The 16,614-nt window shown below is 28.4% G+C and carries 11 protein-coding genes; 2 read left to right on the top strand and 9 right to left on the bottom strand.

The features are described from left to right. The first annotated feature begins 88 nt into the window (after positions 1 to 88). Entirely contained in the window at positions 89 to 1,576 is a 1,488-nt protein-coding gene (locus tag LN42_RS10330) for a carboxypeptidase M32 (protein WP_014297460.1), read from the top strand. A gap of 39 nt (positions 1,577 to 1,615) precedes the next feature. Here the strand turns inward: LN42_RS10330 and fliD are convergent, their stop codons facing one another. The 9 genes from fliD to rsmH all read right to left on the bottom strand — a co-directional run bounded on the left by fliD (position 1,616) and on the right by rsmH (position 13,748). Next, the gene (fliD, locus tag LN42_RS10325) at positions 1,616 to 3,484 is read right to left on the bottom strand and encodes a flagellar filament capping protein FliD (protein ID WP_014297459.1); all 1,869 of its coding nucleotides are present in this window, start codon (positions 3,482 to 3,484) and stop codon (positions 1,616 to 1,618) included. An 18-nt stretch (positions 3,485 to 3,502) separates the two neighbouring features. Then, entirely contained in the window at positions 3,503 to 3,895 is a 393-nt protein-coding gene (locus LN42_RS10320; RefSeq protein WP_014297458.1) for a flagellar protein FlaG, read from the bottom strand. Between the two features lie 82 nt (positions 3,896 to 3,977). After that, positions 3,978 to 4,805 (bottom strand): PHP domain-containing protein, encoded by an 828-nt coding sequence (locus LN42_RS10315; protein WP_014297457.1) that lies wholly within the window; start codon positions 4,803 to 4,805, stop codon positions 3,978 to 3,980. Positions 4,806 to 4,807: 2 nt separating this feature from the next. Next, complete coding sequence (locus LN42_RS10310) at positions 4,808 to 8,809, bottom strand: diguanylate cyclase (RefSeq protein ID WP_014297456.1); 4,002 nt, start codon at positions 8,807 to 8,809, stop codon at positions 4,808 to 4,810. Between the two features lie 20 nt (positions 8,810 to 8,829). Further along, positions 8,830 to 9,918, bottom strand: a complete 1,089-nt coding sequence (locus LN42_RS10305; protein WP_014297455.1) for an HD family hydrolase — start codon at positions 9,916 to 9,918, stop codon at positions 8,830 to 8,832. Between the two features lie 4 nt (positions 9,919 to 9,922). Then, positions 9,923 to 10,888: a DNA polymerase III subunit delta gene (locus LN42_RS10300; RefSeq protein ID WP_014297454.1), complete on the bottom strand. Its 966-nt coding sequence runs from the start codon at positions 10,886 to 10,888 to the stop codon at positions 9,923 to 9,925. Further along, on the bottom strand, positions 10,885 to 12,564 hold the full coding sequence (locus LN42_RS10295) for a penicillin-binding transpeptidase domain-containing protein (RefSeq protein WP_014297453.1): 1,680 nt from the start codon (positions 12,562 to 12,564) through the stop codon (positions 10,885 to 10,887). The genes LN42_RS10300 and LN42_RS10295 overlap by 4 nt, the downstream gene beginning before the upstream one ends. A 4-nt stretch (positions 12,565 to 12,568) precedes the next feature. Continuing rightward, positions 12,569 to 12,844, bottom strand: coding sequence for a hypothetical protein (locus tag LN42_RS10290; RefSeq protein ID WP_014297452.1), 276 nt, complete (start codon positions 12,842 to 12,844; stop codon positions 12,569 to 12,571). A 16-nt stretch (positions 12,845 to 12,860) separates the two neighbouring features. Beyond that, positions 12,861 to 13,748 carry a 16S rRNA (cytosine(1402)-N(4))-methyltransferase RsmH gene (rsmH, locus tag LN42_RS10285; protein WP_014297451.1) on the bottom strand — a complete coding sequence of 296 codons (888 nt, stop codon included), beginning with the start codon at positions 13,746 to 13,748 and terminating at the stop codon, positions 12,861 to 12,863. A 264-nt stretch (positions 13,749 to 14,012) separates the two neighbouring features. Here rsmH and pulA point away from each other — a divergent pair, with 264 nt between their 5' ends. Beyond that, the gene (pulA, locus tag LN42_RS10280; RefSeq protein WP_075780773.1) at positions 14,013 to 16,607 is read left to right on the top strand and encodes a type I pullulanase; all 2,595 of its coding nucleotides are present in this window, start codon (positions 14,013 to 14,015) and stop codon (positions 16,605 to 16,607) included. Positions 16,608 to 16,614 lie beyond the last annotated feature (7 nt).

Here is a 16,614-nt window from a genome sequence, read left to right as displayed (position 1 = left end):
TATAATTATATCATATATTTATATTGACAAAGAAAATTTAATGTAGTAATATAATATTATATGAAATTTTTTTCAAGGGGGTATTTTAATGAGCGCATTAGAAGATTTAAAAAAACGATTAAGATTAATATCGAGGTATAACACAGCCGCTGCATTGCTTGAATGGGATTTTGAAACTATGATGCCAGAAAAAGCTGCTGAAGAAAGAGCTGAGGTAATTGGTGAAATTTCAGGTCATGCTTTTGAAATGTCTGTTTCTGATGAAACATGGAATCTTGTTTTAAATGCAGAGAAAGAACTTTTAGAAAGCGAAGTTGATAAAGCTATAGTCAGAGTTGCAAAAAAGGAACTTGAAAAGTCTAAAAAAATTCCTCCAGAACTATACAAAGAATTAAGTATTGAAACCTCAAAAGCTCAGGCTGCATGGGAAAAGGCAAAAACAAATAATGATTTCTCTATTTTCCAACCACATCTGGAAAAAATTGTTGAATTGACAAAACAAATTGCCGATAAATTAGGATATGAAGAAAATAGATACGATGCCTTATTGGATATGTATGAACCAGGACTTAAAACATCAGAACTTAAAAAGATTATTGAACCTTTAAGGGATTTTCTGGTAAATTATCTCGCTAAACTCGAAAAAGGCGAAAAACCAGATAATGAAATTTTAAAGCAATTTTTTCCTGTTGAAAAACAGAAAGAACTATCTATACGTGCTTTAAACTTAATGAATTATGACTTTAAAGCAGGAAGAATGGACGTGGCAATGCACCCATTTACAACAACAATAGGATTAAATGATGTAAGAATCACAACAAGATACAACGAACACGATTTAAATGATTCATTATATAGTACAATTCATGAAGGAGGACACGCATTATACGAACAGGGAATCCCTGCAGAATTTTCAGGATTACCTATTGGTGATGGTGCTTCAATGGGAATTCATGAAAGTCAATCAAGATTCTGGGAAAATATTGTAGGAAGAAGCCCGGAATTCTGGGAATATTTTTATAACGATCTTGTTGATGTATTTCCAGAATTAAAGAAATATACACCTGAAGATATTTTCAGAGCAACAAATTACGTTGAAAGATCATTAATAAGAACAGAAGCCGATGAAGTTACATATAATCTTCACATTATGTTGCGTTTTGAAATTGAGGAAGCTTTAATAAATGATAAGATTAAAGTAGCGGATTTACCAAAAATATGGAATGAAAAAATGGAAAAATATCTTGGCGTTGTTCCTGAAAAGGATAGCGAAGGGGTTTTACAGGATGTTCATTGGGCACATGGCTCTTTTGGATACTTCCCTTCATATATGTTAGGAAACCTTTATTCAGCACAATTATTATATACAATGAAAAAAGATATTCCAGATTATAATGAAGCTATTAGAAAAGGAGATTTTAAACCTCTTCTTAAATGGTTAAGAGATAAAATACATTCAAAAGGAAAGATGTATGAACCAGGAGAATTAATAAAAATGGCAACTGGGGAAGAATTAAATCCAGAATATTTCATGAAATATATAGAAGAAAAATTTAATAAAGTTTATAAAATCTAAAATAAAAAGGGCTGTTAAATTTAACAGCCCTTAATTTTATTATTTTGCAAATGCTCCTAATATCCATGAACCCTGTGATTGCATTTGAGATACAGATTGCTCCATAGCTGAGAATTTCTGCCAGTAATATGCTTCTTTTCTTTGAAGTTGATCTACAAGCGAAACCATTCTTTTTGCTATATCTCTCATTTCAAGTCCAATAGTGCCTGTGGTTCCAGAAATTTGATCTATAGTTCCACCAAACTTTGTTGTATCCCATACATAATCCTTAAACTGTATTGCTATCCCTTTATTATTATCATCTTCATATGCAAACAATTTCCATACTTCTTCTGCATTATCCTGTATAGCAGCCTTTAATTTATCCTCATCAATTGAAAGAACACCTTTCATTGTATTTTCATACGTCCCACCAGCATCACCAGAAGATATTCCTATATCATATAAAGAACTATATTTTCCTTTTACATCAGAAGTCCAATCAACAACTCCATATGCAATATCTCTTAATTTATAAAAGATATCTCTTAGATTTTGATCATCTTTTAAAACACCTTTCATTTTATCTTCTTCGCTTAATTCTTTCCCTCTTTCTGGTTTTACTGGCTCTTCATTTAATTTTTCATATACATAACCAATTACTTCATTGTATTTATCTACAAATTCTTTTATTTTATCATATGTAGCATCTGCATCCTGTGTAACCTGAACATTTACCCAATCTGTAGATGTTGATTTCAAATCAATGGTAACATTATTATATTCAACTGTATTACCCCATGTTGTTTTTGTAAGATCAGCTACACCATCGCCATCTATATCTATTTCAACATTTGCAGCAGTACCAGGAGTTACTTTTCCCATATAATTTCCTGTTGCATCTACCCAGGACAAATCATCTAAAACATTAGTTTTATTATTTCCATCTGCATCTCCATCCTCTATTGTAATAGACTGTGGACCGCCTTCTTTATTTCTTATCATTAATTTATCTTCATTCTCATCATACCATGCAATAACCCCTGCATTTGAAGCATTTATTCTTGAAATTAAACTTCCTATTGTATCATCTGCACTTACTGTAATTTCTGTTCCGTTTATTCTGATTATTCCAGAAGTTACATCAGAACTTATATCTGACAATGTTGTTCCGGTATTTACTGCACCTGCATGTACAGTACTTTCAATATAACCAGCACTTCCACCACTGCCAGCAACATAATCAGCACCCTCAAGATTGAATACTTCTGTAAAATTACTTGTATCAGAAGCATCGCCCAATAAAATATTTGCAACGGAACCTTCCTGTCCGGCCTTTTCATGTATTTTTAATTTCCCATCAACTAATTCAGCTGTAAAATATGTGGAATTTGAATCGATTTTATTTATTATATCCTGTATTGTATCTGTACCTGCAAAATCAATATTTACTGTTTCAAGTGTATTACCATTTGAATCTAAAGCTTTTAATGTAAATGTCCCTGCTACCGGTGTTGTCCTTCCAGTTAATTTATAATATTGCGTATTTAAATCAGGTACATCACCTAAAGTATTATCCGGAGTTAAAATTGTTGATGAGGATAATGAATTAACCTTAACTTTGAAACTTGAATTTGTGGCTGAAGTTGCAGCTGTGGCACTTAATACATTTTCATCACTTACACTTACACTTTTTGGAATAAGTTTGCTCTTTAATTTAAAAGTTGCAAGGAAATCCCAGAAGTCACTTAATTTTTCATCTAATTCCTTCCACGCCTTTTGCTTTAATTTTAAATTTTCATAATCATTTTGAAGCCTTTCTAACGGCTTTCTTTCAACTTCCATTAATTTATCTATCATACTTGCTGTATCAAGACCACTGGCAACACCGCCAAATTGAAATGATCCAAGATAACTATTTTCACTCATTTAAATCACCTCCGCGCTTTAAGCACGTTCATCTAATAATATTCCCTCCAACTTATCAAGCATTTCTGCAATTTTTACTGCAGTTTCCGGAGGAATCTGTCTTATAACCTTTTTGGAATCTTTATCTATTATTTTAACTATAACCATATCAACATCATTGTTTACTTCAAATTTTACTTCACCTTTAAAGATTTCTCTTAATTTATTTAACTTTTCTTCTATCATTTTTGATAAAACTTCCGGATCCTTAATTTCATTGTTCTTCTGTTGATTCTGATTACTCTGTACTCTTTGATGCTCTTCACCAATGTTATTATTGTTTTTCGATAATCTTCTGCTATTTTCGGCATCTCTTGTTATTGAATCTATAAAACTTCCAAAGTCCCCACTTATTCTGTTTAAGTCTCCCATAAAAACACCCCCACAGAGATTGAATATTTCTTCCCTACCATTTCTATTATCGGCTATTTTTATAATAACATAAGTTATTTTATTAATATTTTGTAATAAAATAGTTAATTGTATCTTGCAGAATAAAATCTTCAACAAAAACTCCAAGGGATACAAATGGTTTGTTAGTACCGTGAAAATCACTTCCAGCAGTTATTAAAAGCCCCAATTTTCTTGCTAAATCAATTAGAAAATTAGTATATTCTGGATCACTGGAATAATGAAATGCCTCTACTCCATCCAATCCATAATCTTTTAATTCATTTAAAAGCGTCTCAACCTGTATTTTTGATAATCTAAGTTTTCTTGGATGAGCTAAAACTGCAATTCCACCTGCTTTTTTTATAGCCTTTATGGTTTTTTTGGGAGAAAATTTAAATCGTTCAACATAGCATTTTTTTCCTCTTGTGAGATATGTATTAATTATCTGACTTACCGATGTTCCATAGCCTTTTTTTAATAGCATGCGTGCAATATGGGGACGACCTATTGTATGAAGAGAAACTCCTTCAAGATCTTCAATATCAATATTAAAACCTTCTTCTTTCAGCAGTTCTATCATTAACCTGTTTCTTTCTATTCTTTTTTCAAATATTGTGTTTAGTATATTTAACAAATAATCATTATTTATATCTATATTGTATCCAAGAATATCCATTAATGTAGGAAATTCTGCATTTATTTCAACACCTGGTATATAATTGAGATTGAGTTGCTTTGAATACTCAATTGCTTCCGGTTGAGCGTTTATTGTATCGTGATCAGTAATGGAAAAATATTTTAATCCAAGATTTTTGGCTTTTTTTATTAAAGATTTTGGAGAACATGTACCATCAGAATATGTGCTATGACAGTGTAGATCCAGTAACATCGCTAATCTCCTCTCGATATAACAACTTTATTTTTTCCAGTATTCTTAGCCTTATACAATGCATCATCTGCATTTTTTATAAGATGTTTTGCTTTTGGTTCTTTCATTATGTTTTCTATAGATGAAACTCCAAAACTGCATGTAATATCAAGACCTGTTACATCTAATAAATCTCTATTTACCTCTATTCTTAATCTTTCTGCTATTTTTCCGGCTGCATTTAAACTGGTATTTGGAAGAATAACTATAAACTCTTCTCCACCATATCTACATACTATATCAAAGTCCCTTAAATTATTTTTCAGACTTCTTACAAGTTCTATTAATACTTCATCACCTTTTTGATGCCCGTATGTATCGTTTATTCTTTTGAAATTATCAATATCAAGCATTATGATGGAGAATGTAAATTTGTATCTTTCATTTAATCCTATTAATTCATTTAATTTATTTTCAAGATATCTTCTTGAAAATGCAGATGTTAATGGATCAACTATACTGTTTTCATAATGTACTATTTTATCAAGTATAGAAGTTAACAATTGCTCAATTATAATTAATGAATCAAGTATATAATTAGCTTCACTTTTTTCTAATTCTATATTTTTATTGGCAAAATATATATAATAGGTAAAATCTTTATATTCAGCTTTAAATGAGACAGTCAATGGATTTAATAAAAATATATCGTTTTTATACATAACAGGTTCTCTTGCATTAAATGCATATTCAACGTCATATAAATCTGTTTTTAATTTTAAAAATACAGTATCTACAGGAAAATTATTCTTTAAAAAGTTCCCTATTTTATTTATTACGTATTTCGGAGAATTTGATTTTAACAGATTTAAAGAGAGTTCATTTATTTTTTCATAGAAGTTAATTTTATTCTGTAATTTTTCAAATATTTTTCTGTTAGTTTCATCTTCAATTTCAATATCTGAAAAATCAAAGGCAAAACTTGGCATATTAAATTTATTCGTTAAATAATCATTTATTTTATCAAACTTGTTTTTCATAAAGAACATTTCATAGTTCATTTGAGCTGTTCTTAAATATTTCAATGACTTGAGTTTTTTTCTTTTTATATCGTAAAAATATCCCAGACCTTCATAAATTAATGTTAAGGATAATTTTTTCTCTTTTAACTCTTCTTCAAGAGATAATGCCCATTTTTCAAATTCATCTGCAAATGAATAATGCGCAATCTTAGGAGCAAGTATATTTATTAATTCTTCTTTTAAATACAAAAATGGATTATTTTTGAAGAATAGCCAGTGTTTATATACTTTTTCTTCTTCATCTTCTTTTAGAAGATAATAAAAATGCCTATAAAAATCATCTTTTTCAATAAACTCCATTAATTTCTCATCTTTTAATGTATCAAAATCATGTTCATAAAAAGCCTTTAAGATTATTATATTATTAATAACGTTTTCTATTCTTTCTTTTAAATAATAATTTTTATTTAAAACATTCAATGATTTAATAAGTGTATTTAAATTTGAAAAATCTATTCCATATAAATAATATATATTTTTTAATTCATATATTGAAATAAGATTTTCATAATCATTGTTTATTCTTGAATATTCTTCCGCTTTATTAATTAAATAAAAGAAGTCTTTTACATTTCCTTTGTATAATTCGGTATTTGCAATACTTACCAATGTTCTATTATAACTTGAAAAATCCCCTATACTTTTTGAGATTTCAAGCACCTTTTTAAAATAATATTCATTTAAAGGTGAATTTAATACTTCATATAACGAAGCCATATTGCTATATAAAACCTGCAATAATCTATTATATTTAATTTCCTTAGCTATTCTCAATGCATCGTTGAAATAATTTAACGCCAGATCAGGTAAATCTTTCTGCATTTTTAACGCAAGTATATTTAATAATAATCCTTTTAATGTCTGAAATTTCCTTAAATTATGATGTTTTGAAAACACATAGCTTTCAAGATATAAATAATAATCATAAATTTCTTCTCTTTTTAGCTCATCAAATTTAAAATAAAAATAGAAATAAGTATATAGCGCTTTTTTATAATCCGCTATACCTTTTTTGTTAATTAAAAATTCAAAGTGTTCCTTTGCAACATCAGGATTTTTAAACTTAAAGAATATTATATATATATAATTATAAACCTTCGAATTTTTTAATTTGTCAAGATAAACTTCGAGTTCTTGAGAATACTCATTTAAAAAGAATTTCTTTGTTAAATAAAGGGCTATAGCTGAATTTGGTATATCTTCCACTAAATCTTTTAAGCGTTCAAACCATATCTCTATTAAATTTAAATCTTCCCAGTTAAAAATCTTCTTTTTCATTTCTTTTATTATAAGAGCTGCTGCATTCTTATTTTTTCCCATACTAACAAGATGGAATATCTTCTTATCTATGTCCTTTGTTTTACACAACAAATATCCATGTACATTCTCTATTTCTTCCTGAGAAAGCATTTGATGCAATCGTTCTTGATATACCAGATTAAAGAATTTATAATTTTTCCCTTCTACGAGAATAATTCCTTTTTCTATTGCAAAATCTATTACTTCTTTAAAATCTTTGTTCAGAAAATCAGAAAGAGTTTTTAATTCTTCGCTATTAAACATAAATCCCAGAGTAGAAATATATTTTAAGCAATTTATATATTTTTCGGGAATATGTTTTATCTGTTCGAGAATAAAATCATATATCTTCCTGTTTTTTATCTTTTCTATATTAAATACCCATTTTTCATTTTTATATTCCAGAATATTCTGTTCATAAAAGTTTTTTATTATATGGAACATATTCCCCGGTAATCCACGAGAATATGAATATACAATTTCCACAAAATCAGGATTTTCTTTTATAAATTCACTTGATAATATTGTTTTCAAAAATATAGTTGCAATTTCCTTTGAAAACGGTTTAATTTCTAAATATTTTATCTTGTCGTTATCAAAATCAAACTTTTCATGAGAAATTATAAATATAGAAAATGGGAAATCAAATTCTTTTAATATCAAGGTTTTTATAAAATTTTTAAATGTTGTGGATGTACTCTGATAATCATCTATTAATATTATCAGTTTAAAGTCTTCATTCTTACCTTTTAAAGCCTTAAGAAACTCTATAAAATGAAATATATTCATAGAATTTGTCATTGTTTCCGGTAAACCAGGAACAATATCCTTAAAGTTTTTAGCATATATAACTTCATACCCCAATTCTTTGAATTTTGGGGTCAGAAAATTTATAAGTTGTGTTTTTCCAACACGCTGTTTTCCATAGATATAAAAATGTGTATTTCCTTTTAAATTTTCAAGGATAAAATTTCTTTCTTCAACTCTATCCAGAAAATGTGGTATCTTTAATGGATGTATTTTTTTTGAAATATAATAATTAGATAATATAATATAAAAATCATGAACACATTCAAATTTATATTCTTTTATTTCCTTGATAAAGTCTTTAACTGTTTTATTTTTAGATTCCAGAAGATTATATATCTCAAGTGTAGCTTTTTTTAAAATGTCAATTACACCTGCTTCTGCATCTAATTCACTTGTTATAATATATTCATTTTCTTCTTCTGTTTCAAAAAAAGGTAAAATTATTGAGACATTTCCCAATTCATCTATAAATATATCTTCCAGATATATATAATCAACATACCATTTTGTTGCATGAGTAATTCGATCAAATAAATCGTATAATGTATATAAAACCTCAAAAAATTCATTTTCTGTTAGTTTTTTTCTTGTTATTGAAACTTCATTCCAGTAATTAAAATAAATCTCATATGTTCCATTTGTATTTTCTATTTTAACAGGCAGGTCAACACCAAAGTCTTTTAAGGAATATATATCATTATATATCTGATAATATAAAGTATTATCAAAATTATCGCTACTTGTTTTTCTAACGCGATATGTCTTATTTTCTATTATTTTTAAATAATCAATTCCAAAAGCATTTTTATTCAAATAAGTGGTAAGTTCATCCATAATATAATCACCTCAAAAGGTTAAAAAAAGGTTATTTTTTCTATTTCATCTATTAAGTCATACATAAAATCAAAATTAAATCTTTTTAATTCCTTTTTAATACTGAAAAATGCTTCTCTAAATAGATTCTGTGAGTTTCCTGTTTTTATTTCTATTGCACTTTCAAGAAATGCATTAAATAGATCTGCAGCTCTAACATATCTTCCATATTCCTTTTCAAATGGCATAATCATATAATCTTTTAGATTTTTAAATAACTCTTCTGTATCCTTTTCTTTCTTTAACCATTCTTCTATCATTTCATTTTCCACATCTGTAATTATTTCTTCAAGACCTTCTACTTTTTTCTTTGTAGGAGTTATAACATCTCCTGTAAACGCTTCTGGAAAATCATGCAAAATAGATGCAATTATTATTTCATTAAGCAGATTTTCATCTTTCTGATTATCAAGATAATAAAATACAATCGCAGTGGAAACAACCATAAATGTATGCGCAGAAACAGAACTTCTTACATTTCTATGATTTTTGTTCCATCTATACATAGTTGTCATTCGAGTTGATGTCGTTAAAACATAACTGAGTATATTTTCAAGTTCATCAATATATTCAAGGTTTCTTAATTCTTTTATTTTGTTTTCTGTTTCCGTTTTGGGTTCACTAAAATATTCAGGAAACACTCTATAATTCACTTCAATTTCTTTCAATGCAACCATTAAATCTATAAAACTTGAATACTTTTCAAATTTTTCATCATATTCTGATTTAAAAATATCAACCACAATGCCTTCTTTTAGTTCTTTATAACTTTTATCGAGTACTTTATCCCAGATACTTTTATCTTTTTTTAATATTCTTTTCTTTGTATCCAGCGAAACATCGGAGAGTATTATCTTCGGCAATTCCTTATAAAGTTTTGCCTTGATATTTTTTGATATGGATAATTTATACCCATGATTTTGATTTAAGTATTCAAGAGCAATTAATTCAAGCAACAAACTGTGAAAAACATTATCTGCCTCTGTAAATCTCACCAATGCCGGTCTATTATTCCACCTATATATAGTGAATAAATTAGTTAAATCAAATAAACTTTTACCTATTCCCATACTATCACCCACATATATAAGATATTAAATCAAATATTAATATTTCCTGTTTTTCCCCAAGCTTTGCTTTTCTATCCATCTCTTCAAGTTTTATAATGATATCCATAATATCTTTTTTTGTATACAATACGCTATGATTGGCATAAAACTGTGTTTCATTCTTAAACTTTACTCCTAAAAACTTTTTTACGCGCATTTTATTTACACCGGAAATTTGTGATATTTTTTGCACTTCAGGCCAGCTAAATCTTTTTTTAGGCTCTATATTTATTATAACACGATAAAGGTCAAAAAAGTATCTAAAAATATAACTTATAAAAGAAACTATATTAAAATCATGCATCTGTGAAAAATTTTTAGCCATATTTATAACTTCATCACATCTTTTTGTGGATAACATATAAGCAAACTCTTCAAAATTAACATTTACAGCTGCAAATCCTATTTCATTTATAGCTTCTTTCGTTATTATACCTTCAGAATAAATAGATATTTTTTTCATTTCTTCATATAAAATAGTATCTGTATATCCATAAATATCCAGAATGTATTTTATTGTTTCATCATTTTCAAATTTACACTTTAAGTCTTCTGCAAGTTCTTTTATAAATTCAATCCATTTATCTTCTTCCCAGGGTTTTGGTAAATTGCATTCCTTTTTTTCTTCAACTTCCACCTTAACTTTTGATGATGCTGTAATAATAATATTTTCTATACTTTCAGAAGATACCTGAGATAATAATTTTGTAATTTCAGTAAATTCTTTTTTCTTAAATTTATCTATATTATTTATAATTAATACTTTTTTTCCACCGAAAAGGGAATTTGAAAATAAATTATGTTTTAAAATTTCTACTGCATCCTGCACAGAATTATCTATTTTTACCACTTCTGCATCTTCTATCAAATAATTTTTTATCTCAATACTCTTTTTTATTTCCGAATCTCCATATATTAAAATTCTTCTCATTGTTTTTCATCTCCTAAATATAAAATTACTATATCTGTATCTTCAATTTTTTTTGCTTCTTTTGGATATTGCGAAATAATATATCTACCATTACCTTTTATAACTATCTTCCTACTGTCAACACCTATTGTTTCCAATTCAAATAAAGCTTCATAAAGAGACTTATTAACAAGGTTTGGAATATACCCTTCAACAATCTCAGGTTTATTATTATATTTGAAATTTTCAAGCCTATAAAAAATATTTGTAGCAATAGGAGCTGCAACTTCACCACCATAATACTCGTGTTTTGGATCATCAACAATAGAAACAATTGTATATTTGGGTTTTGATGCTGGATAAAACCCTACAAATAATGAATAATATTTTTCCGAGTATCCTTTTCCCGCTTCAGCTTTCTGTGCGGTTCCTGTCTTTCCGGCGATTAAAACTCCGGGTTTATATGCTTTTCTTGCAGTTCCTTTTACCATTGTATATCTCAACCAATCTTTCATCAAATCCGCCGTTTCAGGTGAAAATATTTGTATATCTTTTCCTTTTTTATTTTCAAGAAAGGTTGGCTTAATATATTTTCCTTCATTGGCAAGTATATTAAATATAGAAACAAGCTGTATTGGAGTTACACCTATTCCCTGCCCAATAGCTATCTGATATGGTGTAATTTTATACCATTTATCCGGCGGCATAAAAACCCCGGAAATCTCTTTTGAAAATTCAACCCCTGTTTTTTCACCCAATCCCATTCTTTTGAGTTTATCATATAACCATTCTTCTGAATAATTCTCAAGTATTTTCTTCATTACCATTGTAACTGCTACATTGGAAGAATAAGCAATTGCATCCTTTACATCAACGCTATTAAAATAATGACCTTCAACTTCAGAAATAGTAAAATTTACATCAGGAACAGGTTTTATTCTCGGCTTTAAATTAAATTTTTGATATGGAGATATAATATTTTCTTCAAGAGCTATTGAATAAATTATTGGTTTCATTGTAGAACCGGGTTCAACATAACCCATAAATGCCATATTATAAGGATAATTAGAAGCAACCGCTCTTATTTTCCCTGTTTTAGTCTCCATTATAATTACAGTTCCACCAACTGCATCCTGTTCTTTTATTGTTTTGGATAATTCTTCATAGGCTATCCTTTGCATTTTTAAATCTATTGTCAATTTAATTTCAGATTTATTTATCATATTATTATTTTTCAAATATGGCTCTATTCCATATTCTGTTTTATTTATTTCACCAATATTCTTTCTCATGCCATATGAAGTATTATATATTCGCTGATACGTCTTATAAATCCTTGAATATTTTAATATTTCAGCTGGAATATATGTTTTTACTTCCAGCATGTCTTCATATTGTCCAAGATCAACAAAATCTCGCTGTAAATCCTTTTCAGAAACATATCTTGAAAGAAGCATCTTCATTTTATCCATTTTTCCTCTTTTTCTAATAGTTTTTAAATCAAGCCACACTTCATAAATAGGTTTATCAATAGCAATAATGCGACCTTTACTATCCAGTAAGGTCGCTGTTTTTTTATTTTTTTCATTAATTACATATGAGCTTTTTGAATTTTCAACATTTAAAAACAAAACATAGGAAATTATAAAAACATACAGAATTATTATAACGAGAAAGGTTAATCGTATACGTGCCACAAGGTTATTCATCCTCCATTACAACAAGAGCCTGTTTATATATTTCTAACTCTGTAGAAACAGTTTGTATCTTGTTTTGATAATCAAGAATCCTTTGATTTAACGCATAAACGTTATTTTTAAGATTTTGAATTTTATTTCCAAAATTCAATGTAGTTGATACAAATAATACAGCCACAATTAATAAAGCTGAAAATGTAACAAAAGCTATAGATATATCCTTTGCCTGCTGTAACGTTCTTTCATTAACAGTTGAAAGATATTTAATTCTCTTTTCCATAAGCTATGGCCCCCTTTCAAATCCTTTCGGCCACCCTCAGTCGAGCACTCCTTGCTCTTGGGTTTTCATTCACCTCTTCTTCAGAAGGTAATATCGGCTTTTTTGTGACTAACTTTAATTTTTCATTATTTCTAAAGAAATTTTTTATTATTTTATCTTCCAATGAATGGAATGATATAACGCAAATTCGACCACCTGGATTAAGAAAATCAGGAAATTTTTCAAGTGCTGTTCTGATATTATCAAATTCCTTATTTGTTTCAATTCTGATTGCCTGAAATGTTTTAGTTGCAAAATGCCTTCTTTTATTATAAACAATCTTTGCTGGCAAAGCCTTTCTAATTGCTTCTACAAGCTCAAAAGTTGTGTTTATTGGTCTCGAATTAACAATGCTTCTGGCAATTCTTCGTGCAAACTTAAATTCTTCCCCATACTCAAAAATTATTTTCGAAAGCTGTTCTTCAGGATATTCATTTACAACATTCCATGCATTAAAATCAGAGTCAGGATCCATTCTCATATCAAGCGGTTCATCTTTTCTAAATGTAAAACCCCGATTTTCACCTTTTAACTGAAACGTTGAAACGCCTAAATCCATTAAAAAACCATCAACCTTTGGAATTCCCAATCCATGAAGAACAATATCAATATCTCTATAAGAAGCTTTAAAAAATTCTATATCATCAGTAATTTCTTTGAGGCGAGTTTCAGCTATTTCAAGAACTTCATAATCCACATCAACACCTATTATTTTTGCTTTTCCATTAGTTTTTTCATAAATAGCTTTAATATGTCCTCCTTCACCTGCTGTACAGTCTACATATATACCATCGTCTTTAGTTACTAAAAACTTTAGTACTTCTTCCACCATTACACTTTTATGATAATCTTCATATTTTCTCATCTCTTCTCTCCCTTTCAAATCCTTTTATGCTCAAAAAGCTATAGTATACTTGATTATAACGTAAAATCGAAATAAAGTCAATTATATAACATCGAAAAATTAAAATTTGTTTTCATTATAATAAAAGTCAATTATTTGCGTTTATTTCAGAATTATCATTAATTATCTCATTATTTCTTTATGTAATAACAGATATTACCGCTTTTTTCATTTATATTAATTGATATAATTTTTATATAAAAATTTAATTATAGGAGGGTTTTTATGAGAAAAAAAGCATTTTTAATCATTTCATTACTTATCTCTGTTTTTATTTTTGCTACATTTCCTTCTTATTCTCAGGGAAAAAGTGCTGAAGATTTCAATGCAAAAACAGTATTAATTATCCATTATCATCGTTTTGACAATAATTACAACGGATGGAATTTATGGATATGGCCACATAAACCACAATCACTTGAGGGACACGCCTATCAATTTACAGGAAAAGATGATTTTGGTCCATATGCAATTATAACTTTTGATGAAAAATATACAGAACTTGGATATATCATAAGATTAAATGAATGGCAGGCAAAAGATGTTGCAAAAGACAGATTTGTTAAAATTCCAGAATCTGGAATTGCCGAAATCTGGGTTGTTACCAGTGTAGAAGAACCGTATTTGAAAGCTTCTGACGTTGATATACGCCCAAGAGTATTAAGCGCAATAATGGATTCTTCAACTGAAATCAAAAGTGTATTAACCACTCCTTTTGATATAAAAGATTGGAAAGGGAAAATAAATGTAATTTCAAATGGAAAATCACTTGAAATAAAAAATGTTGAAAAATTGGATCCTACTGATATTTCAAAAACCAATAAAATAAAGATTATTTTGAAAAATCCTTTTAAAGAAGTAGATTCAAATATAGAAGTAAATATAAATGGATACGTTGGGAAAAATGTAATAATGAGAAATATATTAAATGATTTTTATTATGATGGAAATGATTTAGGAGTTACCTATACTCATGAAAAATCTGTATTTAAAGTCTGGTCTCCAGTTTCAAAAAGCGCTGAATTATTATTATATAAAAAGTATAATTCAAATACTCCTGATGAAAGATATAAAATGAAGAAAGACAAAAACGGAGTATGGAGCATCTCAATTAATAAAGATTTACAAGGCTGGTTCTATAAATATAGATTCTATTCATACGGAAAATATAGAGAAACTGTAGATCCTTATTCAAAAGCTGTTTCAATTAATTCTGAAAAGTCAGCAATAATCGATTTAAATGAAACTAATCCAGATAATTGGAATAAAGACATTAAACCTCCATTCGTAAACCCTGAAGATGCAATAGTATACGAAATACATGTAAAAGATTTTACAATCAATGAAAATTCAGGTGTCTCCGAAAAGCTAAGAGGCAAATACCTTGGACTTGTAGAAGAAAATACTAAAGGTCCCGATGGAGTAAAAACAGGTTTATCTCATTTAAAAGAATTGGGAATAACTCATGTCCATATTATGCCAATTCAGGATATATACTTTATCGATGAAACGAAATTCAGCGAACAATACGGTTGGGGATATGATCCAAAATTATATAACGTTCCTGACGGCTTTTATTCAGTAAATCCATTTGATCCAAAATCAAGAATATATGAAGTAAAGGAAATGGTTAAAAAATTCCATGAAAACGGTATAAGGGTTGTTCTTGATGTTGTATATAATCACACAGCAGTTGTAGGAGAAGGTTCTGCATTTGATCAAACTGTTCCTTACTATTATTATAGAACAGATGACATGGGACATTATACAAATGGATCAGGTGTTGGAAATGAAATTGCAACAGAAAGACCTATGGTCAGAAAATTCATTGTAGACTCAGTAAAATACTGGGCAAAAGAGTATCATATTGACGGTTTCAGATTTGATTTAATGGGATTAATAGATAAAAAAACCATGGCTAAAATTTCTGAAGAATTACATAAAATAGATCCTGATATTTTATTATATGGTGAACCATGGACAGGAGGAGGAAAATTATTATTTGGAAAAGGAGATCAAAAAAATCTTCATATAGCAGTATTCAACGATGACATAAGAAATGCTATTAGGGGTAGTGTTTTTGATGCAAAGAAAAAAGGTTTTGGATTAGGTTCTCTTGGAAAGGAAACAAAAATCAAAAGAGGTGTTGTAGGCTCTATAACTTATGATTCAAGAATTAGATTATGGGCTGCAGATCCAGAAGAAACAATAAATTATGTTTCAAACCATGATAATCACACATTATGGGATAAAAATGCAATTGCACTTGGATATGAGCCATGGAAGGAAAAAGTTCCTGAAAACATTGAAGAAAAACTTAAAAAATCACAGAAATTTTCAAATGCGATAATCTTAACTTCACAGGGAATTGCATTTTTACATGGCGGTGTTGATTTTGCAAGAACAAAAATGGGCGAACACAATCCTTATAACAAACAATTACCAAATGAATTTGACTGGTCACGCAAAGCAAAATATTATGATATTTTTGAATATTACAAAGGATTAATTCAATTGAGAAAAGAACATCCCGCATTTAGAATGACCAATGCAGAAATGATTAAACAACACCTTGAATTTTTAAAAACTCCAAAAAAGAGAATGGTTGCATTTATCTTAAAAAACAATGCAAATGGAGATAAATGGAAAAATATACTCGTAATCTACAACGCTAATTCTTCAAAGGTATCTTTTAATTTACCTGAAGGAAAATGGAATATAGTTGTAAACGGAGAAAAGGCTGGAACAGAAATAATCAATACCTCAGAAACCAAAATCACCTTAGAACCTTTATCAACATATGTTTTATATCAACAATAAAAAAATG

The sequence above is a fragment of the Marinitoga sp. 1137 genome, assembly GCF_001941525.1.
GTDB lineage: Bacteria > Thermotogota > Thermotogae > Petrotogales > Petrotogaceae > Marinitoga > Marinitoga piezophila.
The sequence above is the reverse complement of the archived record's forward strand: the minus strand, read 5'-3'. Positions and strand labels throughout refer to the sequence as shown.

Bases quoted from the DNA above. Each gene is read 5' to 3' on its own strand.
- fliD (WP_014297459.1), bottom strand. From the start codon at position 3,484: ATGAGTGAAAATAGTTATCTTGGATCATTTCAATTTGGCGGTGTTGCC.
- LN42_RS10315 (WP_014297457.1), bottom strand. From the start codon at position 4,805: ATGTTACTGGATCTACACTGTCATAGCACATATTCTGATGGTACATGT.
- LN42_RS10305 (WP_014297455.1), bottom strand. From the start codon at position 9,918: ATGGGAATAGGTAAAAGTTTATTTGATTTAACTAATTTATTCACTATA.
- LN42_RS10310 (WP_014297456.1), bottom strand. From the start codon at position 8,809: ATGGATGAACTTACCACTTATTTGAATAAAAATGCTTTTGGAATTGAT.
- rsmH (WP_014297451.1), bottom strand. From the start codon at position 13,748: ATGAGAAAATATGAAGATTATCATAAAAGTGTAATGGTGGAAGAAGTA.
- LN42_RS10290 (WP_014297452.1), bottom strand. From the start codon at position 12,844: ATGGAAAAGAGAATTAAATATCTTTCAACTGTTAATGAAAGAACGTTA.
- LN42_RS10320 (WP_014297458.1), bottom strand. From the start codon at position 3,895: ATGGGAGACTTAAACAGAATAAGTGGGGACTTTGGAAGTTTTATAGAT.
- LN42_RS10300 (WP_014297454.1), bottom strand. From the start codon at position 10,888: ATGAGAAGAATTTTAATATATGGAGATTCGGAAATAAAAAAGAGTATT.
- pulA (WP_075780773.1), top strand. From the start codon at position 14,013: ATGAGAAAAAAAGCATTTTTAATCATTTCATTACTTATCTCTGTTTTT.
- LN42_RS10330 (WP_014297460.1), top strand. From the start codon at position 89: ATGAGCGCATTAGAAGATTTAAAAAAACGATTAAGATTAATATCGAGG.